Origin of the sequence: Peribacillus sp. NPDC076916, assembly GCF_050269675.1 — a bacterium.
GTDB lineage: Bacteria > Bacillota > Bacilli > Bacillales > DSM-1321 > Peribacillus > Peribacillus aracenensis.
Genome location: NZ_JBNNIU010000001.1, coordinates 766073 through 790431, shown reverse-complemented (window position 1 = coordinate 790431; position 24359 = coordinate 766073). Strand labels below are relative to the sequence as shown.

The 24359-nt window shown below is 40.3% G+C and carries 24 protein-coding genes; 18 read left to right on the top strand and 6 right to left on the bottom strand.

Annotated features, from left to right (window positions below; genetic code table 11):
- Positions 1-90 precede the first annotated feature (90 nt).
- Positions 91-1821 carry a phospho-sugar mutase gene (locus ACQKFG_RS03960; protein ID WP_427556411.1) on the top strand — a complete coding sequence of 577 codons (1731 nt, stop codon included), beginning with the start codon at positions 91-93 and terminating at the stop codon, positions 1819-1821.
- Between the two features lie 166 nt (positions 1822-1987).
- The gene (locus ACQKFG_RS03955) at positions 1988-2515 is read left to right on the top strand and encodes an NADPH-dependent FMN reductase (RefSeq protein ID WP_076367619.1); all 528 of its coding nucleotides are present in this window, start codon (positions 1988-1990) and stop codon (positions 2513-2515) included.
- Positions 2516-2647: 132 nt separating this feature from the next.
- On the opposite strand, the gene ACQKFG_RS03950 is transcribed toward ACQKFG_RS03955, so the two are convergent.
- On the bottom strand, positions 2648-2890 hold the full coding sequence (locus tag ACQKFG_RS03950; RefSeq protein ID WP_427556407.1) for a YhdB family protein: 243 nt from the start codon (positions 2888-2890) through the stop codon (positions 2648-2650).
- 132 nt (positions 2891-3022) lie between these two features.
- On the opposite strand from ACQKFG_RS03950, the gene ACQKFG_RS03945 reads away from it, so the two are divergent.
- From ACQKFG_RS03945 to ACQKFG_RS03890, 12 genes are all read left to right on the top strand, one after another.
- Positions 3023-3991, top strand: coding sequence for a M14 family zinc carboxypeptidase (locus ACQKFG_RS03945; RefSeq protein WP_353871533.1), 969 nt, complete (start codon positions 3023-3025; stop codon positions 3989-3991).
- A 49-nt stretch (positions 3992-4040) separates the two neighbouring features.
- Positions 4041-4361 carry a DUF3889 domain-containing protein gene (locus tag ACQKFG_RS03940; RefSeq protein WP_349729156.1) on the top strand — a complete coding sequence of 107 codons (321 nt, stop codon included), beginning with the start codon at positions 4041-4043 and terminating at the stop codon, positions 4359-4361.
- 242 nt (positions 4362-4603) lie between these two features.
- Positions 4604-5485, top strand: a complete 882-nt coding sequence (locus tag ACQKFG_RS03935; protein ID WP_427556403.1) for a radical SAM/SPASM domain-containing protein — start codon at positions 4604-4606, stop codon at positions 5483-5485.
- A gap of 204 nt (positions 5486-5689) precedes the next feature.
- A complete protein-coding gene (locus ACQKFG_RS03930) occupies positions 5690-6532 on the top strand; it encodes a MurR/RpiR family transcriptional regulator (protein ID WP_427556400.1) in 843 nt (280 codons plus the stop codon).
- A 65-nt stretch (positions 6533-6597) separates the two neighbouring features.
- On the top strand, positions 6598-7752 hold the full coding sequence (locus tag ACQKFG_RS03925; protein WP_427556397.1) for a M20 peptidase aminoacylase family protein: 1155 nt from the start codon (positions 6598-6600) through the stop codon (positions 7750-7752).
- Complete coding sequence (locus tag ACQKFG_RS03920) at positions 7745-8539, top strand: GNAT family N-acetyltransferase (RefSeq protein WP_192203485.1); 795 nt, start codon at positions 7745-7747, stop codon at positions 8537-8539. Before ACQKFG_RS03925 ends, ACQKFG_RS03920 begins: the two co-directional genes overlap by 8 nt.
- Positions 8540-8552: 13 nt before the next feature.
- Positions 8553-9662 carry an o-succinylbenzoate synthase gene (gene menC, locus ACQKFG_RS03915; protein WP_342615174.1) on the top strand — a complete coding sequence of 370 codons (1110 nt, stop codon included), beginning with the start codon at positions 8553-8555 and terminating at the stop codon, positions 9660-9662.
- 165 nt (positions 9663-9827) lie between these two features.
- Positions 9828-10907 carry a YkvI family membrane protein gene (locus tag ACQKFG_RS03910; protein ID WP_192203487.1) on the top strand — a complete coding sequence of 360 codons (1080 nt, stop codon included), beginning with the start codon at positions 9828-9830 and terminating at the stop codon, positions 10905-10907.
- 163 nt (positions 10908-11070) lie between these two features.
- Positions 11071-12486: a SpoVR family protein gene (locus tag ACQKFG_RS03905; RefSeq protein ID WP_192203488.1), complete on the top strand. Its 1416-nt coding sequence runs from the start codon at positions 11071-11073 to the stop codon at positions 12484-12486.
- A gap of 155 nt (positions 12487-12641) precedes the next feature.
- On the top strand, positions 12642-13130 hold the full coding sequence (locus ACQKFG_RS03900; RefSeq protein WP_427556391.1) for an arsinothricin resistance N-acetyltransferase ArsN1 family A: 489 nt from the start codon (positions 12642-12644) through the stop codon (positions 13128-13130).
- A gap of 280 nt (positions 13131-13410) precedes the next feature.
- The gene (locus ACQKFG_RS03895; protein ID WP_192203490.1) at positions 13411-13866 is read left to right on the top strand and encodes a MarR family winged helix-turn-helix transcriptional regulator; all 456 of its coding nucleotides are present in this window, start codon (positions 13411-13413) and stop codon (positions 13864-13866) included.
- A 68-nt stretch (positions 13867-13934) separates the two neighbouring features.
- Positions 13935-15308: an FAD-dependent oxidoreductase gene (locus tag ACQKFG_RS03890; RefSeq protein WP_427556388.1), complete on the top strand. Its 1374-nt coding sequence runs from the start codon at positions 13935-13937 to the stop codon at positions 15306-15308.
- A gap of 176 nt (positions 15309-15484) precedes the next feature.
- Here ACQKFG_RS03890 and ACQKFG_RS03885 read toward each other — a convergent pair whose 3' ends face one another.
- Positions 15485-15802: a hypothetical protein gene (locus tag ACQKFG_RS03885; RefSeq protein WP_427556385.1), complete on the bottom strand. Its 318-nt coding sequence runs from the start codon at positions 15800-15802 to the stop codon at positions 15485-15487.
- A 470-nt stretch (positions 15803-16272) separates the two neighbouring features.
- Here ACQKFG_RS03885 and ACQKFG_RS03880 point away from each other — a divergent pair, with 470 nt between their 5' ends.
- The 3 genes from ACQKFG_RS03880 to arsC are packed head-to-tail and all read left to right on the top strand — an operon-like array spanning position 16273 to position 18387.
- Complete coding sequence (locus ACQKFG_RS03880) at positions 16273-16620, top strand: ArsR/SmtB family transcription factor (RefSeq protein ID WP_192203493.1); 348 nt, start codon at positions 16273-16275, stop codon at positions 16618-16620.
- Between the two features lie 17 nt (positions 16621-16637).
- Entirely contained in the window at positions 16638-17936 is a 1299-nt protein-coding gene (locus tag ACQKFG_RS03875) for an arsenic transporter (RefSeq protein ID WP_427556382.1), read from the top strand.
- Positions 17937-17967: 31 nt separating this feature from the next.
- On the top strand, positions 17968-18387 hold the full coding sequence (gene arsC, locus ACQKFG_RS03870; protein WP_427556380.1) for an arsenate reductase (thioredoxin): 420 nt from the start codon (positions 17968-17970) through the stop codon (positions 18385-18387).
- An 84-nt stretch (positions 18388-18471) separates the two neighbouring features.
- Here arsC and ACQKFG_RS03865 read toward each other — a convergent pair whose 3' ends face one another.
- On the bottom strand, positions 18472-19248 hold the full coding sequence (locus tag ACQKFG_RS03865; RefSeq protein WP_353871539.1) for a SurA N-terminal domain-containing protein: 777 nt from the start codon (positions 19246-19248) through the stop codon (positions 18472-18474).
- Between the two features lie 427 nt (positions 19249-19675).
- Here ACQKFG_RS03865 and ACQKFG_RS03860 point away from each other — a divergent pair, with 427 nt between their 5' ends.
- Positions 19676-20722: an HD domain-containing phosphohydrolase gene (locus tag ACQKFG_RS03860; RefSeq protein WP_427556376.1), complete on the top strand. Its 1047-nt coding sequence runs from the start codon at positions 19676-19678 to the stop codon at positions 20720-20722.
- Between the two features lie 190 nt (positions 20723-20912).
- Here ACQKFG_RS03860 and ACQKFG_RS03855 read toward each other — a convergent pair whose 3' ends face one another.
- The 3 genes from ACQKFG_RS03855 to ACQKFG_RS03845 are packed head-to-tail and all read right to left on the bottom strand — an operon-like array spanning position 20913 to position 23518.
- Positions 20913-21464 (bottom strand): TVP38/TMEM64 family protein, encoded by a 552-nt coding sequence (locus tag ACQKFG_RS03855; protein WP_427556373.1) that lies wholly within the window; start codon positions 21462-21464, stop codon positions 20913-20915.
- A 1-nt stretch (position 21465) separates the two neighbouring features.
- Positions 21466-22143 (bottom strand): response regulator transcription factor, encoded by a 678-nt coding sequence (locus ACQKFG_RS03850; protein WP_427556370.1) that lies wholly within the window; start codon positions 22141-22143, stop codon positions 21466-21468.
- On the bottom strand, positions 22121-23518 hold the full coding sequence (locus ACQKFG_RS03845) for an ATP-binding protein (protein ID WP_427556367.1): 1398 nt from the start codon (positions 23516-23518) through the stop codon (positions 22121-22123). The genes ACQKFG_RS03850 and ACQKFG_RS03845 overlap by 23 nt, the downstream gene beginning before the upstream one ends.
- Between the last annotated feature and the right edge of the window lie 841 nt (positions 23519-24359).

Genomic DNA, 24359 nt, shown 5'->3' with positions numbered 1-24359 from the left:
CTTCATTTATTGGAATAAATATGATAATTTTGTATATGTAAGGAAGGTACATAATCATTACAAATAAGGCGTTGGGAGGAGATGTTGGAGATGGATTGGAAATCTTTATATACCACATGGGCAGGGTACCAGAATTTAAATGGGGAATTACGTGTCCTCCTTGAGGAAATGCAGCTGGATGAAGCAAAACTCGAAGATGCCTTTTATAAAAATTTAGAATTTGGAACAGGCGGAATGCGTGGGGAAATCGGAGCGGGAACGAACCGGATGAATCTTTACACTGTAAGGAAGGCTACGGTTGGGTTGGCTCAATATATCTCTTCGTTTGGGGAAGAAGCAAAAGGAAGAGGGGCTGTGATCGCTTATGATTCGAGGCATAAGTCCCCGGAATTTGCACTCGAAGCAGCAAAGACCCTGGCTACATTTGGTGTGAAGGCTTATTTATTCGATGAATTGCGTCCGACTCCGGAATTGTCATTTGCGGTTCGCGAGCTGAATGCTTTTGCTGGAATCGTCATCACGGCAAGCCACAATCCGCCTGAATATAATGGTTACAAGGTTTATGGGCAGGATGGGGCACAATTGCCCCCGGAAGCAGCCGATCAAGTGATCAGCTACGTGAATGCCATTGAAAATGAGCTTGAAATTCAGATTGAAGAAGCTGATATCCTTAAAAGGAAGGGCCTCATCGAAATGGTCGGGGAGGAATTGGATGCGGCATATAACCGTGAGTTGCTCACAGTTCCCGAGAATCCGCAGCTTGCCGAGGAAATAGATGTGTCAATCGTCTTTACACCGCTTCATGGAACGGCCAATAAATCCGTCAGGCGGGCACTGCAAAGCTTAGGGTATCAAAATTTGCATATCGTCAAGGAGCAGGAATTGCCAGATCCGGATTTTTCGACAGTTAAGTCACCAAATCCTGAGGAACCAGCTGCATTTGAAATGGCCATCGAACTTGGAAACAAAGTGGAAGCGGATTTATTGATCGCAACGGACCCAGATGCCGACCGGCTTGGAATTGCCGTGAAAAACGAAGTAGGTCAATATGTTGTCCTGACTGGAAATCAAACAGGTGCACTTTTCCTGGACTATTTACTGTCCCAGAAAAAAGAAAAAGGGAAGATTCCTCAAAATGGAGTCGTCTTAAAAACCATCGTCACTTCAGAAATCGGTCGGGCGATTGCCGAGTCATATGGCTTGAAGACGGTAGATGTACTTACCGGGTTTAAGTTCATCGCCGAGAAAATAAATCAATATTATGTAAGCGGGGAAAATAGCTTTTTGTTCGGATATGAAGAAAGCTACGGTTACCTGATTAAAGACTTTGCACGTGATAAGGATGCCATTCAAGCCGCAGTGCTGGCTGTTGAAGTCTGTGCTTATTATAAAAAGCAGGGATTGACACTATATGAAGGGTTACTGAATGTGTTTGAAAAATACGGCTATTACTTGGAAGGATTGCGTTCATTGACTTTAAAGGGCATAGAGGGAGCGAAACAGATTTCTGGAATATTGAATCAATTCCGTCAAAATCCCCCTTCCCGAATAGCTGGCATTCCGGTAGTTGCTGAAGAAGACTATCAACGCAGCAAAAAGCGTACATTACTTTCGAATGATGAAGATTTGATCGAGCTTCCGAAATCAAATGTATTGAAGTATTTCCTTGAAGATGGTACATGGGTTTGCCTCCGTCCTTCTGGCACTGAACCGAAAATTAAATTCTATTTCGGTGTCCAAGGTAAATCCATGCCAGAAGCTGAGTCCAAGTTATCGGGAGTCATGGAAGATTTCATGAGTAAGATTGAGGCGTTGGTTTAAATGTATGAAAGCTAAACGAAAGACCCTTTTCGGTCTTTCGTTTTTTTGTGATGGGAAATTTTCAGCAGCATGAATGATCAAAATTCTAGGAAATTCCGTTTCCTGTTTGGTATACTGTATTGGCGATGATCTCGGAAAACATCGGGAATAATGGAGGTATAAATTCATGAAATTAGTAATCATTAACGGTTCACCACGTAAACAAGGGCGTACGGGGATAGCCTCACGCTACATATCCAAGAAATACGGAGCGGAACTTATTGATTTAAGCAATAGTGAAATCCCTTTATATTCAGGTGAAGGTGAGCAATATCAATTGGATGTGATTCAAGGTCTTCGGAAAAGCATCGAGGAAGCGGATGGCGTAATCCTGACCACTCCGGAATATCATGGTTCCATGAGCGGAGCCTTGAAAAATGCCTTGGATTTTCTAAGCAGTGAGCAATTCACGCATAAACCAGTTGCACTTTTGGCTGTATCCGGCGGAGGTAAAGGTGGAATCAACGCCTTGAATTCCATGAGGACAGTGGGTCGAAGCCTTTATGCAAATGTGATCGCTAAACAATTGGTTCTTGATCCACATTGCTTCGATTACGAAAATGATGGTTTATTTGAAGAGTCTGCCGTACTTGTAGAAGGTATGATTGAAGAGCTTAAAATGTATGCAACTGCATATACTGCAATGAAAAAATAAAGAAAATGGGGGTCAGGTATTTAAATACCTGACCCTTCCTTGTTTTTATAGGGTTTCACCAGCCAAAGTTATATCCCCGATAATTAATCCTCTTGTATAAATTTTCCCGTTTTGCAAAAACTATAGTTGATTTTAGCTTGGAAGTTCACTTAAATAATCATTTGTTTGTTCTGCCGCATGATCCAGATAGCGAAGCAGTGCATACAACTGGGATTGAATGATTTGATAATCATGCTCAAACCTGTAAGCATGCAAAAAATGTTCTATTTTTTTCGAAAGAAAGTGATCTTTCGTTCGAACCATCAATACTAACAAGCTGTCCCAATCAGAACGGTGTGTGTGAAACAATGCCTGATCATAATCCGCTATCCTCATGTTTTTCTCCCCCTTAATAAGGAGCTATTTGTATTTTGTTCAGATATGAAAGAACATTTCCTTACAATAAGTGGCGATGTATTTGGACCGCGGTTGTTGCTTTTTTCCTGAATAAAAATAAAAGGTGAGTACATGAGGAAAATACTAGTAATAGGAATATTGGTGCTGCTTTTTTTTCCTGAACCATCGCTGGCGGCAAAAGTGTATTCCCCTGAACAGATGGAAATGGATCTGCAGGGAATCCAAAAGCAGTATGAAGTTAACGTTAAAATAATCGGACAAACTGAAAAAGGGAAAAATATAAAGGCAGTCAAATTAGGAAAAGGAAAAAGATCGATTTTGCTGGTGGGATCACATCATGGAAGGGAATGGCTCAGTTCCATACTTTTAATGCGCATGCTTGAAGAGTATGCAGCCGCCTATCAAGCGGGCAAACAAGTTGGAGAATACCGGACGGAATCATTGGATGAAGTGAGCATCTGGTTCATTCCGATGCTGAATCCAGATGGAGTAAGCATCCAGCAAGGAGATCTCTCCAACTTAAATGTTTTTGAAAAGGCTGCAGTATGGAAAATGAACCGATTTAGCAGGAATTGGTCCAGGTGGAAAGCCAACGCTAAAGGCATTGATTTAAATAGGCAGTATCCGGCTGGATGGCAAGAGGTCATGAGTGATGAAACAAAACCAACGTATAAATTTTATAAAGGCGGAAAACCATTAGAAGCAGCTGAAGTAAAAGCGCTTACGGATTTCACGAAGGAGATCGATCCCCTTATTGCTGTTTCCTACCATACCTCAGGAAGGGAAATCTTTTGGCATTACAAAAACAAACGGAAAAATATGGCGAGGGATTATGGGATTGCCAAAAAAACTGCCGAATTGACTGGATATGAACTGACCTTTCCGGAAAAAGAAGCGGTAGGAAGCGGATTTACGGATTGGTTCATTACTGAATTCCGCCGCCCGGGAATGACGATCGAACTTAGTTATTTAGTGGATGAAACCAATCCGCCGTTGGCTGTGTTTCCTGAGGAGTGGAAGAGGAATCGATTGGTTGGAATCATGCTTGTAAAAGAAGCGAAGCAGCTGCATAACAACTGAACAATTTTACATAATAATAGTAAGCGAAAAGTATAAGGAGGAAAAGATTTTGAAAAAAGTCATCGTGTTGCTAATGGGGATTTTTTTAATCATGCAAGCAGGTGCCATTTCAGCACATGCCCAAAAACCCGATTACGAAAAATACGGAAAGATTGCAATTACAGTTGTGCAGGCGGATTATCCTGAAGTTGAGATTAACGATTACGAATATAAGGGCAGAAAAACTGTATCGAAAAATCTCGTCGAAGACGTTTTCAGATTTTTGGTCGATGATAAAGGGCAGAAGTTCAATGTCATCGTGACCGTACAACATGATTTGAAAAATGAAAAATTACTTAGTTTGAAGGTCACGGAGCAAAAAGGAAAGTGAGGTCAGAACAAGTCGAAAATTCAAGGTAGGCACCTTACCGGACATCTTCACCTCGAGAAGATGTTTTTTTCTGATTTCTTTTATAGGTTGTCCGGAAAATGGTGAATACCGGATTAGTTGCCAATGGAAAGTGATTCGCATCCGTTCAGCTGCCATGAAGTTTTCATTGCATTTATGAGCAGCTAACCAGTATAGTTAGTATCAGATTGAAACAATAAGCTTGATTGTAGGGGTATTAGAAAATGAGAAGGTTTAAGAAAGTTTATGTGGAAATTACGAATATATGTAATTTGAAGTGTAATTTTTGTCCAAGTTCCAGCTTGCAAAGGACCCTGAAATTCATGGATCCTGAAGGGTTTACGGATGTAATCAAGAAAATCAAACCACACACCGATCATATTTATTTTCATCTGATGGGTGAACCATTTTTAAATAAAAATTTGGGTACATTCCTGGATATCAGTGCTGAAAATGACCTGAAGGTTAATATTACAACGAACGGTACTTTGATTCAAAAGGTCAAAGACAAGCTGCTCTCCAAAAAAGCCCTTCGGCAGGTGAATATTTCACTTCATAGCTTTGAGGCAAACGATACGAACAATAGTCTTGATTCTTATGTCAGTAATATTGCCGATTTCATAAATGAAGCAAATGAAAAAAGTGAAGTGATTTGTGCCATTCGTTTATGGAATATGGATACGGCTGAATTAAAAGCGAGTAATGGCCTAAACGACGATATTCTTAGCATGCTGGAGGAGAAGCTTTCATTGGACATTCGCTTAAGTGAAGCTCTTCAGCAAAAGAATAATATTAAGTTGAAGGACCGGGTTTATATAAACATGGCCGAAAAATTCGAGTGGCCGGAATTGGACCGTGACATTATCGATGAAAATATTTTCTGCTATGCCCTTAGAGATCAGTTAGGCATCTTGGTGGATGGTACAGTGGTACCTTGTTGCTTGGATAGTGAAGGGAAAATACCGCTTGGAAATATATTCGAAACATCACTTGAAGACATTTTGAATGGTGAACGGGCGAAAAATATGTACGATGGTTTTTCAAGAAGATGTGCAGTTGAAGAATTATGTAAACGCTGTGGCTATGCTAAGCGCCATAAAAAATAAGATTAAGAAAAACCACGGAGTCCATCTTCGTGTTTTTTTGTGTGATTGAATGATATTGCCCCTCCTTTTTTATTAAAAATTCAGAATATTATTGTTTTATTGGAAGTCCTGTGATAAAATACTCACTATTATTGATGAAGTGATAACTTCATATTGTCATATAAAAAGTATTGAATTCATATCTTGCTTCAGAGGGGATGTTTTATGGATTTACAGCAAAAGGTTAAAGAAGTATTCCCTAGTTTATCCACTGGTCAAAAAAAGGTAGCAAAATACTTGTTAGTGCATTCACATACATTTGCAGTCACTTCAGCTCAAGAGCTCGGTAAAGATATAGGGGTCAGTGAAACGACCATCATCCGCTTTTGCTATTCATTGGGGTTAAGTGGATATGCGGAACTTCAAAAACTTATTCGCAATCAATTGATATACGAGAGCAGCAGTTTGAATGAATATCACTCTTCAAAACTTGAAGCCGCGAATCAGCCAAACTTCATGGCTCAGGTGATGGGGCAAGATATCATCAGCATCGAAAAGACAATGAATAATTTATCAAATGAAGATTTCTCCAAAACAGTTGATAAATTGGCGGCAGCTGACAATGTTTTGATATCTGGACACCGGTTATCATTTTCCGCAGCACATTGGTTAACCTTTACGCTGCGGCTTGTTAGGGATGAGGTCCATTTATATAGGCCTGATACAGATGATATTTTTTTACTGTTGAATAAAATGACTGAAAATTCCGTTTTCATATCTATTTCTTTTCACCGTTATGTTAAAGAGACTGTGAAAATTACGGAAATGGCCAAAAAAGCGGGTGCATTTGTAATTGGCGTTACAGATTCTGAACTGGCTCCAATTGCTGAATACGCTGACATATTATTGCCCATTTCAACACCCAGGACTTCCACTATCGATACGGCACCAGTGTTATTCTCATTATTGAATAGTTTAATAGCTGGTGTATCGATTAAGGACGAAAAGGGTTTCAAAGAAAGAAAAGCTATATATGATGCGTTCAATCAAGACGAATTTTTCTTTTAAAAGATTAAATTTCCATCAGTTCGGTGAACAAGCCGATTAAACCGGGATACAAGGGGGAGACAGAAATGGATATCACACAATCTATCGAAAAATTAAGGCCTCGTATACTCGATATCTTTGAGCATTTACACGCACATCCTGAAACGAGTTGGAATGAAGTGAATACGACAGCTTTCATTTCAAATATTTTAACGGAAAATCAGTGTACGGTAAAAACATTCAAGGACTGTACAGGAGTGATTGGGGAAATCGGGGATGGGGATTTCACGGTAGGGTTACGATCGGATATCGATGCACTTTGGCAGGAGGTGGATGGGACGTTTCAAGCCAATCATTCCTGTGGACACGATGGACATATGACCTTGGCACTTGGAGTATTCCTGGTATTGAAAGAAATGGACTTCCATCCAAGAGGCAAACTTAAATTCATTTTTCAGCCTGCTGAAGAAAAAGGTACGGGCGCCTTGAAGATGATTGAAGAAAAAGTATTGGATGATGTCGATTTCCTTTATGGGGTGCACTTAAGACCGGTTGAGGAAGTGAAGGATGGGCAAGCGGCACCAGCCATTATCCATGGTGCCGCTCAGTTCATTAAAGGAGAAATAGCGGGGACTGATGCACATGGGGCCAGACCGCATCAAGGGCAAAATGCCATCGAGATAGGAGCAGCATTCATCACTTTGTTAAATGGTATCCATCTCAATCCATCCATCCCTTATTCGGCAAAAATGACGCAGTTTTTTGCTGGAGGGGAAAGCTCCAATATCATCCCTGGGAGAGCCACTTTCTCATTGGATTTACGGGCACAGGACAATGCAATGATGGAAGAGCTCACCAAGAAGGTGGAGAAGGTTGCAGAATCTTTGGCCATTGTCCATGGAGTCGAAGTGAAACTCGAACCGGGAACCAATGTTGCCGCAGCAACCGTGAACGATCAAGCCCAGGACATAATGTCTGAAGCGATAGCCGATACACTCGGGGAAGAAAATCTGGTAGCGCCTGTCATTACGACAGGAGGAGAGGATTTTCATTTTTATACGTTGAAAAGACCTGAACTGAAAGCGACGATGCTTGGATTGGGCTGTGATTTGGCACCAGGGCTCCATCATCCGAACATGACGTTCAACAAAGATGCTTTATTATCGGGGATCGAAATCCTGACCAAAGCCATCATACTGACTTTCGAGAAATATGGGGAGGGGGGACACTTACATGACTGATGAACTATTCATTAAATCCCTATCAACACTTGAGGATTTACAAGAAGTGCAGCGACTGGAAGTTCTTGTATGGGGCATGGATTGCGTTCCCATCCATCAGACGATTACGGCAGTCAAAAACGGCGGGCTTGTTTTAGGCGGCTACTTCAATGGCGAGTTAGTCGGGTTTCAATACAGTTTTCCGGGATTCAAGGATGGAAGGGCATATCTTTGTTCACATATGTTAGCAATCCATCCATCCCATCAAAAGAAGGGCTACGGCAGATTACTTAAACTTGCGCAAAAAGAAGAAGCACTGAAAAAAGGTTACGACTTGATCACATGGACGTATGATCCATTGGAAAGTGTGAATGCAAACTTGAACATCGGTAAGCTAAAAGCTGTTTGCTCTACCTATATGGATGATTGTTATGGAAATATGAATGATACCCTCAATGAAGGATTGTCCACTGATCGATTCATGGTGGAATGGAATATACGCCAGGAAGGAAAGGAAGATACACCACTTCCAGATAAAGCCGCACACATCGTAACGACAGGAATGAATGACCAAGGCTTTCCTTACATCAAGGATTATCATTTTGAAACCAATGCAGAGGTGATCGCCATACCCATTCCGACAGATATTCAACAAATCAAAAAGGCTGATCTCAGCCTTGCGATTGATTGGCGGTTAAAAACCGGTGAATTATTCAAAAAGCTTTTTGCCAAAGGATATGTTGCATCCGGGATTGAACGGGAACAAGGTGAAAATATTCAAAACTATTTATTAAAAAAACAAGAATAAGAGGGGAATCGGGATGAAAATAACAGAAGTGCGTTTACGTCATTTAAATATGGATTTGGTAGCTCCCTTTACAACAAGCTTTGGAACGTTTGTGGATAAGGAGTTCATTCTTGTGGAAGTGAAAAATGGAGAGGGGCTTTCAGGTTGGGCTGAATCTGTGGCGTTTTCAGCACCTTGGTATAACGAAGAAACTATAAAAACCAATTGGACCATGCTGGAGGATTTCCTGATACCGCTTGTATTGGATAAAGAAATAGAGCATCCCCGTGATGTATCGGATATGTTCTCGCATATCCGTAAGAATAATATGGCAAAATCGGCAATCGAGGGAGCCATCTGGGATTTATACGCAAAAGAAAATAATATCCCATTAAGCAAGGCTTTAGGCGGGGAACTGGAAAAAATCGATGTTGGGATCAGTATCGGCATCCAAAAAACGATACCTGAATTACTGGCGAAGATAGAAGCTGGATTGAAGGATGGGTATAAAAGAATAAAAATGAAAATCCAACCAGGCTGGGATGTAGATGTAATCAGGGAAGTGCGCAATCGATATCCCGATGTCCCGATCATGGCAGATGCAAACTCCGCATACCGCCTGAAAGACATCGAATTGTTGAAACAGCTTGATCAATTTGATTTAATGATGATCGAGCAGCCTTTGTCATCAGATGATATTGTCGATCATGCCACATTACAAGCGGAAATCAAAACACCGGTTTGCTTGGATGAAAGCATACATTCCGTGGAAGATGCAAGAAAAGCCCTTGAATTGGGAAGCTGTAAAATCATTAATATTAAGATCGGCAGGGTTGGCGGTTTAACGGAAGCAATGAAAATACATGAATTATGTAAAGAAAGGAATGTACCGGTTTGGTGCGGAGGCATGTTGGAGTCTGGTGTGGGGCGTGCCCATAATATCGCATTGACAACACTTGATAACTTCACGATGCCTGGTGATACGGCAGCATCCGCGAATTATTGGCATAAAGACATCATCCAACCGGAGGTTACAGTGGAAGATGGAGTCATAACGGTTCCAAAGGCGGCAGGCATTGGCTATGAAGTCGATTACGCTGCGGTCGATGAATTCACTTCCTATAGTAAAAGATATACCAAATGATAAATATATAAGAGTTGAAAATAAAAGAGCCTCCCAGCTTCATTTGCTTCGGCACGTTAACTTGAAGCTGGGAGGGGTTTGAAAGAACCGGATAATGATGAAGGGAAAGATATTTCCTTTACCTTAAATTGTCAGAATAGTCATATAATTGAGGTGGTATGTGAAATGAAAAATAGTGTAAATCTTGCAGGGGCCTATATTGGAATCATCATTGGAGCAGGTTTCGCTTCAGGACAAGAAGTATTACAGTTCTTCACGAGTTTTGGAATCTACAGTGTATTGGGAATTTTGGTGGCAACAGCTTTATTCGCGTTTTTAGGCATGCAAGTTACTCAATTGGGGAGCACGCTTCAAACACGCTCCCATAAAAGCATCATCGATCATATTTGTGGCCGCTATGTAGGCAGGGTGGTCGATATTATTATCACATTTTTCTTGTTTGGCGTTACGGTCATCATGATTGCCGGTTCCGGAACGATTTTTGAAGAACAATTCGGGATTCCAAGCATAGTTGGTGCAATCGTCATGACGGTGCTCACGATTGGTACTCTTTTACTTAATGTTAACAAAATAATGTCCATCATAAGTGCTGTAACACCGTTTTTATTTGTTATCATGATCATTATTTCAGGTTATTCATTTTTCACATCCGATTTAAGTTTCAATCAAATCATTTCATCTTCAAGTAAAGGGACGGCAGCAACCGGAAATTGGATGATGGGGTCATTACTTTATGTTTCATATAATATGACTGCCGGAATTGCCATGCTAGCCGTAATGGGAGGGACCCTCAAGAATAAGAAAGAGGCTGGTATGGGAGGGGTTCTAGGAGGTATAGGATTGGGGATTTTGCTATTTTTGATCAATTTGGGGATGATGTCCGACTTGAAGGGCATAGAAGGCTCAGGTATGCCTACCCTTCATTTAGCAAATCAGATTTCTCCATGGTTGGGATATCTCCTATCAATCATCCTTTTAGGAATGATTTATAATACAGCTGTCGGGATGCTGTATGCATTCACCGCCAGGTTGGTGCCTGCTGAAACGAAACGCTTTAAAATATCCGTGATCATGGTCGGGATCCTCGCGTTCCTTGCAAGTTTCGTTGGCTTTATTGAATTGGTTGGGACGGTATACCCAATCACAGGGTACTTAGGTTTTGTAATCATAGCAGCGCTCATCATTTCCTGGGTCCGTTCAAAAACGAAAAAAGAGGCTGTGAATACGGAATTAGTGAAATTTTAATATCCATAAATTTGAGTGCAGAACTGCATGAAACATTTGGCCTGACATCTTCTTCATGGAGGTGTTTTTTTTCTGTTATCGAGGACCTTTACTCATGATCACGGCATTTTTCCTCCTTTTTTTCATACATTAGTTTAAAGGCGGAAGACAAGGGGGATATCGGATGAATGAAGCGGAGCAAAAGGCTCTGGAATATGCCATTAGTGAAATTACAGAAATAGCAACTGGGTTCGGGTTGGATTTTTACCCGATGCGTTATGAAATTTGCCCTTCAGAAATCATTTATACATTTGGTGCCTATGGGATGCCGACCCGTTTTTCTCATTGGAGCTTTGGGAAGCAATTTCATAAAATGAAGCTGCAGTACGACTTTGGATTAAGTAAGATCTATGAACTGGTCATTAACTCTGATCCTTGTTACGCTTTTCTGCTGGACTCCAATTCACTTGTACAAAATAAATTGATTGTTGCGCACGTTTTGGCGCATTGTGACTTCTTTAAGAATAATATCCGTTTCAATAATACTAAGAGGGATATGGTAGAAAGTATGTCGGCAACGGCAGAAAGAATCCGTGAATATGAAATCCTGCATGGCAAAAAGGAAGTGGAAACCTTCCTCGATGCACTTTTAGCCATTGAAGAACATATCGATCCGTCGCTGATGAGACCGAAACTTGCCTGGACGATGGAAGATGAGGAAGAAGAAGAGGAAATAAAACCGACAGCCACACAATACGATGATTTATGGAACCTTGATAAAAAGGATAAACCGAAGCAATCGAACATTAAAAAGAGAAAAAAATTCCCGCCAAGGCCTGAAAAGGATATTATGCTTTTCATAGAACAGTACAGCAGGGATTTAACCGATTGGCAACGGGATATCATGACGATGATCAGGGAAGAGATGCTTTATTTCTGGCCGCAGTTGGAAACGAAAATCATGAACGAAGGCTGGGCATCCTACTGGCATCAGCGCATAATCCGTGAATTGGATCTATCCTCAGGGGAAGCCATTGAATTCGCAAAACTGAACGCGGGTGTCGTTCAGCCATCACGGACCAGCATCAATCCTTATTATCTTGGATTGAAAGTGCTTGAAGATATTGAAGAACGCTATGATAATCCATCTGAAGAAATGATCAAGCTGGGCGTCAAGCCTGGATCTGGCCGGGAAAAGATGTTCGAAGTCAGGGAAATCGAATCGGATATTTCCTTTCTCCGTAATTATTTGACGAAAGATCTAGTCATGCGGGAGGATATGTACTTATTCCAAAAGCAGGGCAAGGATTATAAAATCGTCGATAAGGCATGGGAAAATGTTCGTGATCAACTCGTGAGTATGAGGGTTAACGGCGGTTTCCCTTATATCACAGTAAATGATGGGGACTACATGCGAAATGGGGAACTTTATCTAAAACATTGGTATGAAGATATTGAACTGGATCTGAAGTACCTCGAAAAAGTCATGCCATATATCCATCAGCTCTGGGGCCGCTCCGTTCATATGGAATCAGTCATAGAAGGAAAAGAAGTCCTGTTTTCCTATGATGGAAAAGGTATTCACCGGAAATACTTATAAAGCAGAAAAAACTGCCGATCACTCGGCAGTTTTCTTGTTTTAAGCTCTATAATTCGTTATAAAGAATCATGATACTTGTGATTTGCAACTATTAATGTTATAAATCGATTATAGAATTTTGAAAAAACTCATTAGGCAAACGGAAGGGGGAAGGTATGATTATTCGTGAAGCGGTGGAAGAGGACATAGATTCCATCAAAGAAATATACAATCAAGGGATTGAGGATAGAGTTGCCACGTTAGAAACAGAGATGAAGGACCGAATCTACATGGAGGAATGGTTCGCCAAACACATCGGACGCTATAAGGTCATTGTCGCTGAGCAAGAAGGGGAGATTGTTGGATGGTCCTCCTTGAATCAGCATAACAATCGCAGTGCTTATAAGGGCGTTGCTGATTTATCCGTCTATATCTCAAGAGATCATCGAGGAAAAGGGATTGGCGGTTTATTGCTGCAATCCATCGAAAAGCTCGCAAAAGAATATGACTTCAATAAAATTGTGTTATTCACATTTCCCTTTAACCAGATGGGTCAAGGGTTGTATAAAAAACGGGGGTATCGCGAAGTAGGAGTGTTTAAGAACCAGGGAATGTTAGACGGGGAATTTGTCGATGTGATGGCCATGGAAAAATTATTACTTTAAACATTTAGGGGGTAGGAGGATTATGACAGTGAACCATTCAGGCGTTTTGTCTGTTGGTTATTTTGATGCCTATTTCAAGCGGTTTTAACTTCTCGTGAACCTGTGCAAAAGGATACATTGAAACAAACTTTTTTAAGGCGAAGCGTGTTATTATGGCGAGCAAACTCACCGAATTTTCATGACAGCTTTTAATAATCTAAAAGGATAAATAAAAATATATTTGCATCAAATAGTTGCAAAATGCAAATAATATGTGTATAAATAAAGTGAGGTGAAAGTAATGGAAAATGAAAACCTTAGAGGTCTCTTCCAACTCTTAACTAGACGTTTTGGGTTATTGAATAAAAATTGTTGCAGCGCTGATGGAATTGAGATATCACTTGTCCAAAGCCACATCCTGTATGAAATAAACCGACAAAACCACACTTCCATCCAGCAAATTGCAGAAACCCTTGGAACGGATATTACGACGTTCAGCCGGCAAATCCAATCCCTTATAAAATTGAATTTAGTCACAAAAACGCCAGATGCGGAAGATCGGAGAATTTCTATCCTTTCTCTGACCGATGAAGGCGTGAAAATCAATCAAACCATCGATAAGCAAATGAATGATTACTTGAATGAAGTCTTCAAGACGATGAATGAGTTTGAAAAGGAATCAGTTGTGCGTTCTCTGAAATTGCTTAATGATCGAATGTTGAAGTCATCCGTATGTTGTACTACTCCTTGGGGGTAGTATAATTTTTAGACAATACTTGCAAATTACAACTTTTTTAAGAAGTGAAAATATAGGAGGGAATAATGATGGTACAATTTGATAAAAGTGCATTACCGGTAGCAATTATAGGCGGGGGACCTGTGGGGCTGGCCGCTGCCGCTCATTTACTAAAAAAAGGGGAGAAGTTTATCGTATTGGAAGCGGGGGACTCGGTTGGTTCCAGCATGCTGGAGTGGGGTCACGTTAGAATGTTTTCTCCTTGGCAGTATAACATCGATAAAGCAGCAAAGGAATTGCTTGAGAACAATGGATGGATGTCACCAGACGAAGAAGCTTTGCCGACAGGCAGCGAATTGGTAGAAGAGTACCTTTTGCCGCTAAGTAACCTTCCAGAAATGAAGGAAAACATCATGTTACAAGCAAAAGTAGTCGGTGTTGCCAAAAAGGCTCACGATAAGTTAAAAACAGGAAAACGGGACACAGTTCCCTTTCAACTGTATGTAGAAGTGAATGGTGACACAAAAGTCATTGAGGCCAAAGCAGTGATTGATTCATCAGGTACTTGGACCAATCCAAACCCCATCCTATCAAATGGCATCTGGACGAATACGGAGAGACAATTACACAATCAAATCCACTATGGCATTCCAAACGTCGAACAGCTAGAAAACAGATATCAAAATAAATCCATCATGGTAATCGGAAGCGGGCATTCGGCCATCAATGCCCTATTGGATCTGGCAACATTACAGCAAAAATTTACGGATACAAAGATCTACTGGGTTCTTCGTAAAAAACAGATCAATGAAGTGTACGGCGGGCAAGAAAACGACGGATTGGCCGCTCGTGGAGAATTGGGCATAAGAATTCAACAATTAGTGGAATCTGGACGAATCATTATTCTTACTCCCTTTCATATAAACGGTGTTACTCCAACAAACGATAAAATCACGGTAGTCGGAGAACTAAACGGAGAAGAATTTACACTCGGTGATATCGATGAAATCGTTGTGAGTACGGGCTTCAGACCTGATACATCCTTTTTAAATGAAATAAGGATAAACCTTGATTCAGCTGTGGAAAGCATAGAAGCGCTTGCCCCGCTAATTGACCCGAATATTCATAGTTGTGGAACCGTGCGGCCGCATGGTGAACAAGAACTACGACATCCTGAAAAGAACTTCTACATTGTTGGCATGAAGAGCTATGGAAGAGCACCTACATTCTTACTGGCGACAGGCTACGAACAAGTCCGTTCGGTAGTGGCTTATCTAACTGGCGATATAGAAGGGGCAAAAGAAGTACACTTGGAACTCCCTGAAACAGGAGTATGCAGTGTGAATCTCGCTCCAAGTTGCTGCGATTCTGATATTCCTGCAAATGAAAAAAAGGATAATTCTTGCTGTGGCAGTCCGGTTCTAGCGAGATCGGACATTTTAAATAATTCTTGCTGCGAATAAACCAAAAGACCAGTCTGATGAAACAGACTGGTCTTTTTAGAGGCTTTGTTATTATTGTTATTTTTGAACAAATAGAAGAGACCACTTATTGAGGCCTTCTTTCGGGTACTTATGCATCTATTTATTTATTTATTTATTTATTTATTTATTTATTTATTTATCCCTTCTACTGCTATTTAATTCATTGACCCTGCTTCTATTACATCCGCACTCCTTTTATTTCTTTCATCCAATTTAGTTGAGGCATATCCACCTGCAAAAGTTGCCAAAATTCCTAAAAGACCAAAACCTACTTTTCCTGTCCAGTCCTTCCAACTCTTTCGTGCATCTTCAATTTTTTCACTTAGACTGCTAATTTCTTTGTAGATATATCCCATTTCTTTTTCACTAATATTATCTTTATTCAACCGCTCAAAAAGTCTATTAATTGTATCTTTATGAACATCTATCACTTTTTCATGAACAGCTTTATTTTCTGAAGATAATTTATGCATAAAGAACAAAATTTCTCTCGGTGTGTTGGGATTTTCAATTATAGGTGATAATTTCTTTTAGTTTCCCATAAGACTTATCAATTCATCTAATTGACTGTCAGGATACTCTCCTTTATGTCTTTCAACTAAAAACAGTTTATTAACTATATTCCATTTTTACCGAAAATTATAGTGGTATAAATTGATAACTTCTTCTCGTATGCCTATTTACTCATAAAATATTTTCTGTGCACCAGTAATCCCATTTAAAGTGACTAGCCCTTTTAGTTCCATAAAAAAAGGATTGTCAAAGCGCCCTTTTGATATTGAAATAAAGCAAATCATCTTGTATCAACTCTTTTAAGCAGACTAACATTAAACTATATTGTTGAATATTTAATCCTTGATTAAATAAGAATATGCTTATACAATGATAAAGAATAAATACATAAGCATTTGATTATATGATCGATTAGGCTAGGAGGGATAACATGCAAACGAATGAAGCGTTGGATATAGAAGCTACGGCAAATGTTCTTAAACTTTTAGGTGATAAAACACGTTTGACGATGGTAAAAATTATGTCTGAACATGAATGTTGTGTCTGTGAATTTGTTGACCTGTTTGATATGAGCCAACCTGCTATTAGCCAACATTTACGAAAGTTGAAAGATAGCGGAATTGTGAATGAAGCGAGAAGGGGACAATGGATATTTTACTCGTTAAACCAAACTTCCTCGTATTACTCATTTATTCAAACGGTTATCAGGGATTTGCCAAGCCAGGCATTTAAAGTAGAAGAATTAACTGCACAAGGAAAACGAATTTGTTGTGACTAACGAGGAGGAGAACAACAGTGGGTATAGTTATATTAGCTAGTATCATCTTTTTGCTGACGTTGACACTCGTCATCTGGCAACCTAAGGGATTGTCAATTGGCTGGTCAGCATGCGGAGGTGCGGTACTTGCCTTACTCGTTGGGGTTGTTGACTTCAACGATGTAATTGCCGTTACGGGTATTGTATGGAACGCGACGTTGGCGTTCATTGCTATTATCATTATTTCTTTGATTTTAGATGAAATTGGTTTCTTTGAATGGGCTGCCTTGCATATGGCGAGAGCAGCCAAGGGAAATGGAGTAAGGATGTTTGTGTATGTGAGCATTCTCGGAGCTCTAGTCGCTGCATTCTTCGCAAATGATGGAGCCGCGCTCATTTTAACTCCGATTGTTTTGGCGATGGTTCGAAACTTGAAGTTGGAAGAGAGAATGATCTTCCCATTTATCATTGCGAGTGGGTTTATTGCGGATACTACATCCTTACCCCTTGTCGTAAGTAATTTGGTCAACATTGTTTCTGCTGACTTTTTTGATATCGGTTTTATTGAGTTCGCATCTAGAATGATCGTTCCCAACCTGTTTTCATTAGCGGCTAGCATCCTGGTATTATATTTGTACTTCAGAAAGAGCATTCCGAAGAATTATGATATGGCTCAATTGAAGAAGCCAGTTGATGCCATTCGTGATATAAAAATGTTTCGCCTGTCTGGGATTGTTTTAGGTGTTCTGCTGGTTGGCTATTTTATCAGTGAATTTTTCAACATTCCAGTATCCATCATTGCGGGTATTATCGCCATTTTCTTCTTGTTTATGGCAAGGCGAAGCCCAGCTGTTAATACCAAGACCGTTGTAAAAGGCGCACCATGGGCGATTGTGTTCTTCTCCATTGGAATGTATGTCGTGGTGTATGGATTGAGGAATGTTGGATTGACGAATATTTTAGCTGACCTTATTCAAGTGACGGCTGATCAAGGATTATTCGCTGCTACTGTCGGGATGGGATTCATCGCAGCTATTCTTTCATCGCTTATGAATAACATGCCGACGGTCATGATAGACGCTCTTGCCATTTCCGATACGAATACAACGGGCGCGATTAGGGAAGCCCTTATTTATGCCAATGTCATCGGTTCGGATTTGGGACCGAAAATTACACCGATCGGTTCTTTGGCTACGTTATTGTGGCTGCATGTCCTTTCTTTAAAAGGCGTGAAAATCTCATGGGGAACCTACTTCAAAACGGGAATCATCTTAACCATCCCAACATTGTTCATCACATTAGTCGGCTTATATATATGGTTACAAATCTTGCATTAAACACTTACTTTAAACTAAGGAGAGAAACATCATGGCTAAAAAAACACTTTACTTCTTATGTACTGGTAACTCTTGCAGAAGTCAAATGGCAGAGGCGTGGGGGAAGAAATATTTAGGTAACGAATGGCAAGTACTTAGTGCAGGAATCGAGGCACATGGATTGAATCCAAAAGCTGTAAAAGCAATGAATGAAGTTGGATTGGACATCTCCAATCAAACATCGGATATCATCGAACCTGACATATTGAATCATGCTGATTTTGTCGTTACGTTATGTGGTGATGCGGCAGACAAATGTCCAATGACGCCACCGCAAGTTAAACGTGAACATTGGGGCTTTGAAGACCCGGCAAAAGCAGAAGGAACAGATGAAGAAATATGGGCTGCCTTCCAACGTGTTCGTGATGAAATTGGAGAAAGAATTTCACGTTTCTCTAAAACGGGTGAATAAATGAACATGAAAAGCCGTTAGTGTTAGTAAGCGGACCGAAGACCATAAAGAAAGAGCTGCCAATTTTGGCAGCTCTTTTCATCATTAAATCTTAATATCGACCTTAGCATTTTTCTGGAGTTCTTCCACATGCTTCACAAGCTTTTCCTGTTTCTTTTGCTGCTCTAATTGTTCCTTGATTTGCGGCTTCAATTCTTCGAGTTTCTGTACCTTCTGCCCGCTTGTTTTAGCTTGCTCTGCAACCTGGTCGTAATACTTTTGGATTTCTTCATCAGTTGCTTCTTCCACTTTAATCTCTTTTTCAACATACTTCGTATATGGGATGTTCTCTGCGATCTGAGCATTCAGCATTTCTGAATTCAGGCCTGCTTGCTTCATCGCTTCCTTGAATTTCTCTTCACTGTCATATTGCTTTTTGATTTCGGCAAGTTGCTTTTCAATTTCGGCCTTGGAAGCTGTGTAGCCCTTTTTATCAGCTGCTTGAAGCAGCAATGTTTGCCCCACTAAAGAGTTGAGTGTTTGCTCTTTAATTTGTTTGGCTCCCTCCTTGGTTGTTGGATCTTGTCCGAATTGCTGCATTTGCATTTGTGTGGTAGACAACACGGTATTATATTCCGCACCTGAAATTTTTTCGTCATTGACGATAGCCACCGTTTTCTTTTCATCCACCTTTTGCTTGTCTAGTTTCTTCTGCATTTCTTCCATCTGTTTTTGCTGTTCCTCAGTTGCTTTAGCCGTTTCTTTCTCAGTTGTTTTAGTCTCTTTCTCGTCATTTTTCTTATCAGCTTCATCGTTCGAACCACAAGCCGTTAGTACAACTGCCAATAATCCAATGATGATTGGGTATAATAGTTTCTTCATATTTCAGTCTCCTCTCGTATTCAATGCTAAAAAATCATCTAATGCGCATTATAAAGGAATTTCCCATTAAAACACAATATTTTCATTCTTTTTTCCAGAAAACAGGAGGATAGTATAGGCATTAGCTCATTATATAAGTGTAACATTCGCGGAAATGAACCAATTTACCCTTCGTCATGAAATAAGCTTAAAAGGAATTCGAAGACTGATACGTGGTGCAGACAGAAACTTGTAGTCCATCACTTACACACAAAACATTGCTTAGTAACTATTGTATCTAAAACTTGTATGGTATTATATACTTTATCATCCGGATGTAGTTCATTTAGCCTATATATTGAGATTTTTAATCATGAACGGAGTTAGCCGTGAAAATGAGAAAAGTGAAGAGACAGGATTGGAAATCCAGCTATTGGAGGTATAGATATTGAAAGGGAAAACAAGGCTGCCATCTGAATTGGCAGCGTATTTAAAGTTGGGGGATGCCGTCATCATTACGGATCAAGATCATCGCATACTTGATATTAATGCTTATTATGAAAGGACGACAGGGTATTCAAGGAACAGTATCATTGGGTTCAAAGCTGGATTCCTAAAGTCAGGGATAACACCTTTGTATACATACACATCCCTGAAAAACGAGTTAAGGAAGGGAAATCCTTGGTCAGGGGTCTTCACCAACCGAAAGAAATCGGGTGACATTTGGCACTCCTCGATTACGATTACTCCTATTCAACTAGGGGGGCAGTGGTATTTTGTCGGGATTTTCCGTGAACTGGAACAATTGAAAGAAGGGATTTACCTTTCGGAAAAGAAAAGGGCAGAGACCCAAAGGGAATTGTTAAAGGTCCTCGCCATTTCATGCGAAATCCGTGATCCAGGCATTGAAGAGCATTTATTGAGAGTTCAAAACCTAACCGAGCAGCTAGTCATGGTTCATAATCGAAGATGCCAGCTGGAACTATCTAAAAGCTATATGAATCATATCGTTCATTCAAGTATTCTGCATGATATCGGAAAAGCGGAGATTCCTGAAGGGATATTATACAAACCTGGCCCGTTATCTCCATATGAACGAAAAATCATCGAGATGCATCCGTTGATGGGATCCGATATATTGAATAAGATTTCAAGGGAAATAAACCATGATGTAATCAGCAGCCTGGAAGTGGCTGAAAACATCATCCTCCATCATCATGAAAAATGGGATGGCACTGGATATCCACATCGTTTGAAAGGTGAGGATATCCCATTGGAAGCTAGAATAGTTGCCATTGTGGATGTGTTCGATGCATTGACCAGCAGAAGGCCGTATAAAGATTCCTGGTCAGTGGAGCGGGCCTTATCATTCATAAACGAACAAAAAGGAAAGCATTTCGACCCATCCATCGTAGCGTCTTTCATTTATTATTTTAATGAAAAGGGAGCGCAGAAAAAAGGTTTAGAAACCGTTCGCAGCACAGGGATATATTGAACTCATAGAATACCTTATCCGATATAATGGGGTTGTAATGCCTTCGTGGAAAGAAAAGGTCGCATCCGTCTTCTGGATCTGGTCGTTAACCTTTGGTGACCAAGGGGGAACGGCTCCTATCAATTGTAGGGTTGAAAAGAAAATCCCTGCCAATTTACCCTAAAAGTAGAGAAGCAGAGAAGCCTTTTTACTACATTCCTTTTTTCTTGTTTCTATTAAAGTAATAAACGATTGCGATTACCAGAATCAGCAGTACCAAAACAATTCTTACATCGTCCGATGCCTTCAATACTTGTGTTACCGAATACGCTTCGACAAGGAGGGCAGGCAGTTTTCCGATGGATGTCGCGAGAAAGAAAATCATCATCCCCGTCTTGCTTAATGCTGCTGTAAGGTTGATCACGCCGGATGGAATAAAAGGAAGGAGCCTAAGCATCAGGATCATCCAAAATGCATGAATTCCTTGTGACCTTTGCAGCTTCATGACCCACCGGTTCTTCATGAACTTGGGTTTGAATGTTTGAAAGCCCTTTCGGTATAACCAAAAGCTGACCACTGCTCCGGCAATTTCCCCCATGTAAGAAAGGATCAATCCCTTTTCAAATCCAAATACGGTGATATTGGCAGCCGTGATGAATACGCTTGGAATAAAACCAAGCACGCTAATCAATATATTGAATGCTAAACTTACAGCAATGGAAAAAGGACCGCTGGATAGTAATGCCTCAGAAATGAAATTCATATCAATCCACGGAACTCCATTTATATCCGATGCCCCAGACCGTTTTCAAATGTTGATCTGCTGGAAAACCGGCATGACGCAGTTTCTCTCTAATATTTCGAATATGGGAATCGATTGTCCGATCTTCCGTATCCGTTTTAAATCCCCATATGGTCGAAAGGAGGTGGTCTCTGGAATACACTTGATCTGGGGATTTCAAAAACAAGCACAACAGTGAGAACTCTTTTGGTGTTAATGGGATCGTTTTGGTATCATAATGTGCTTCATAAGCGGATTCATTTAATTTTAGCCCCCTAAAGATCACATGATCATCCTGTTTATGCATTCGCCGCGTGACCGCTTCGATTCTGGCAAGTAAAACATCTTCATTAAAGGGTTTCGTGATATAATCGTCTGCGCCCTTTTTCAACCCTTTCACCATTTCTTGTGCAGCATCCCGGGCTGTGAGCATGATTATGGGAATATTGGAAAACGCACGGATCCTTTCGCACGTTTCCCACCCATCCAACTCAGGCATCATTACATCAAGAAGTACTATGTCCGCATGTTTATGCCTTAAGAACTGTATGGCTTCATATCCAGATTTAATCTTCATGCATGTATATCCGTGAGGTTTCATGTATAGCTCTAATAGATCAAGCATTCTCTGTTCATCATCAACCAGAACTACTGTCTTCATTTGTTATCTCCTTAAATGTGATGGTGAAGCACGTTCCTTGCTTCAAGTTGCTTTTAACCGAAATGGTTCCTCCTTGTATCTCCACTAATTGCTTGACGATGGAGAGTCCCAATCCGAATCCACCGGTATCTCTGGCGCGTGATTTCTCGACACGATATAAACGATCAAAGATATGGGGGATATCTTCAGGGGGAATGCCAACCCCTTGATCGATTATGGAGATGGAAATCCTGCCAAGGCATTCAGTGGCTTTGATGGTGGTGACTGTATATTCGTTCGAGTACTTCAGCGCATTATCCAGCAGGTTAAGAATGACTTGCTCAAACCGTGAAGGATCTATATCGATAAATAAATCATCCTTACATTCCAGATTCAATTGAATTCTTTCATTTGTAAAAGCCGGTAAAACCTTTTCGTGAATGTTTCGCAGGAATGAAGAGAGCTGGACGGTTTCTTTTGATATGGTGAATGTATTTAGATCCATTCTAGCCATATTGAATAGTTCGTCCAATAATCTGTTTAATCGTTCGGATTCATCATGGATGATCTCTAGGTATCGTGATCGTTCGGAATCATTCAAATCTTTCCTTCGGGCAACATCGGCATATCCCTTTATATATGTTAGCGGCGTTCGCAGTTCATGAGAAATACTTGCCAAAAATTCATTGCGTTCCTTCTTTAAATAGTTCAATTCATCAGCCAAGCTTTGAATGGATTGGGCAAGCTCCCCAAGTTCATCATGAGATCGTACGGGCACAGCCACTGAAAAATTCCCTTTGCTGAGCTTGGTTGTCGCTTCCTTCATCGATATCAGTGGCCTGGTCAAAGCCTTTGATAGAAAATAAATGATGACAAGCATGAAGAAAAGGAGCAAAGCAGTCGCAAGAAGGAAATGCCTATTCAATTGTGCGATTAAATCCTCCACTTCTCTTGTATCTTTAAACATATAAACATAGCCTTTGTTTTCTTCATCGCTGATAAATGGCGTAACGGTGGCTATATATCTTTCATCCTTCCAGCTCGATTGGATGATCAGACCTTTTCGGGGGACATGCGGGAGGTTTTTAGCTAAGATTTTTTTCATTCCCCCATCCACCTTTTCGGAAGATATCAGAATAGCTCCTCTTGTATCCGTAATCACAACATCTGTATCGGTATGTGATTCCATCAGGCCGATATGCTGAAGGGTTGAGCCGGAATATGTAATTTCCAATACATCACGATGACTATTGCCACGGGCCTTCAGTGACTCCAATTCCTGATTGACACGTGAATGTATCACTTTATTATGCAAGTAAACCATGGAAACGGTTTCCAGCAAAAATATGCAAACAAATATAGATAGTCCGAGCTTAAGTGAGATTTTCAGGAGCATTCACCTTCTTATAGAATAAAGTCAGTTTAGCGAAAAAATATGAAGAAAGTATGCAGTTTTTTCAATTTCTGCGCATCTTCTTAAATAATAATACGGTTTTCAAAAGGAACAAGCCAATAAATTGCCGAGGTCATCAATTTGATGTTGGAGGGAGGGGTGCGTGTTCGTAAACTAATGAAAACTGCCAACCACTTCAAGATATTTCGGATTACAACCCGTTGTTATAAAAAAAAGCTGTTTTCGCATACTTTGTTGCTATTCACCAAGTAATGCGGTGTGGTTGATTTCCCCTCCATTGCTCGCTTTCCACGGGGCGGGCGGTGAGCCTCCTCGACGTGAACGCCTGTGGGTCTCACCTGTCCCGCTGCTCCCGCAGGAGTCTCGCACTTCCGCTCCAATCAACCTTAAATAGTTTCGTTTTAAAAACAACAATCTTTACGAATAGAGCTAAAAAAAAAGATGATTATTCATCACTTGAATTTAAATATACTGGTCTTATTTTAATCACCTATAAAAATATGAAATTGCCAGGAAATTGGGCAGTTATTTTAGTTCGTTCAAAATATTTTGTGTTAAGGAAACATTTTGTCGTAAGTGAATACTATGTAAAAAAGGAGTTGAACCATATGAATTGTACAAACCGTACGCAGAAAAAAATAATTGTTTATTCCGCATTATTCAAAAAAATGGGCATTTTCAATGATGAGGAATATAAAAACATCACAAAGACTTTTCAAACAAAGGATTGAGGAAGTGTCCATTGGATATATTCATAACTTTTCATCCTGCATTAATAGGTCTGTAAAATCCCCCGCCTTTCAATTTTTCGAATGGGGAGGGG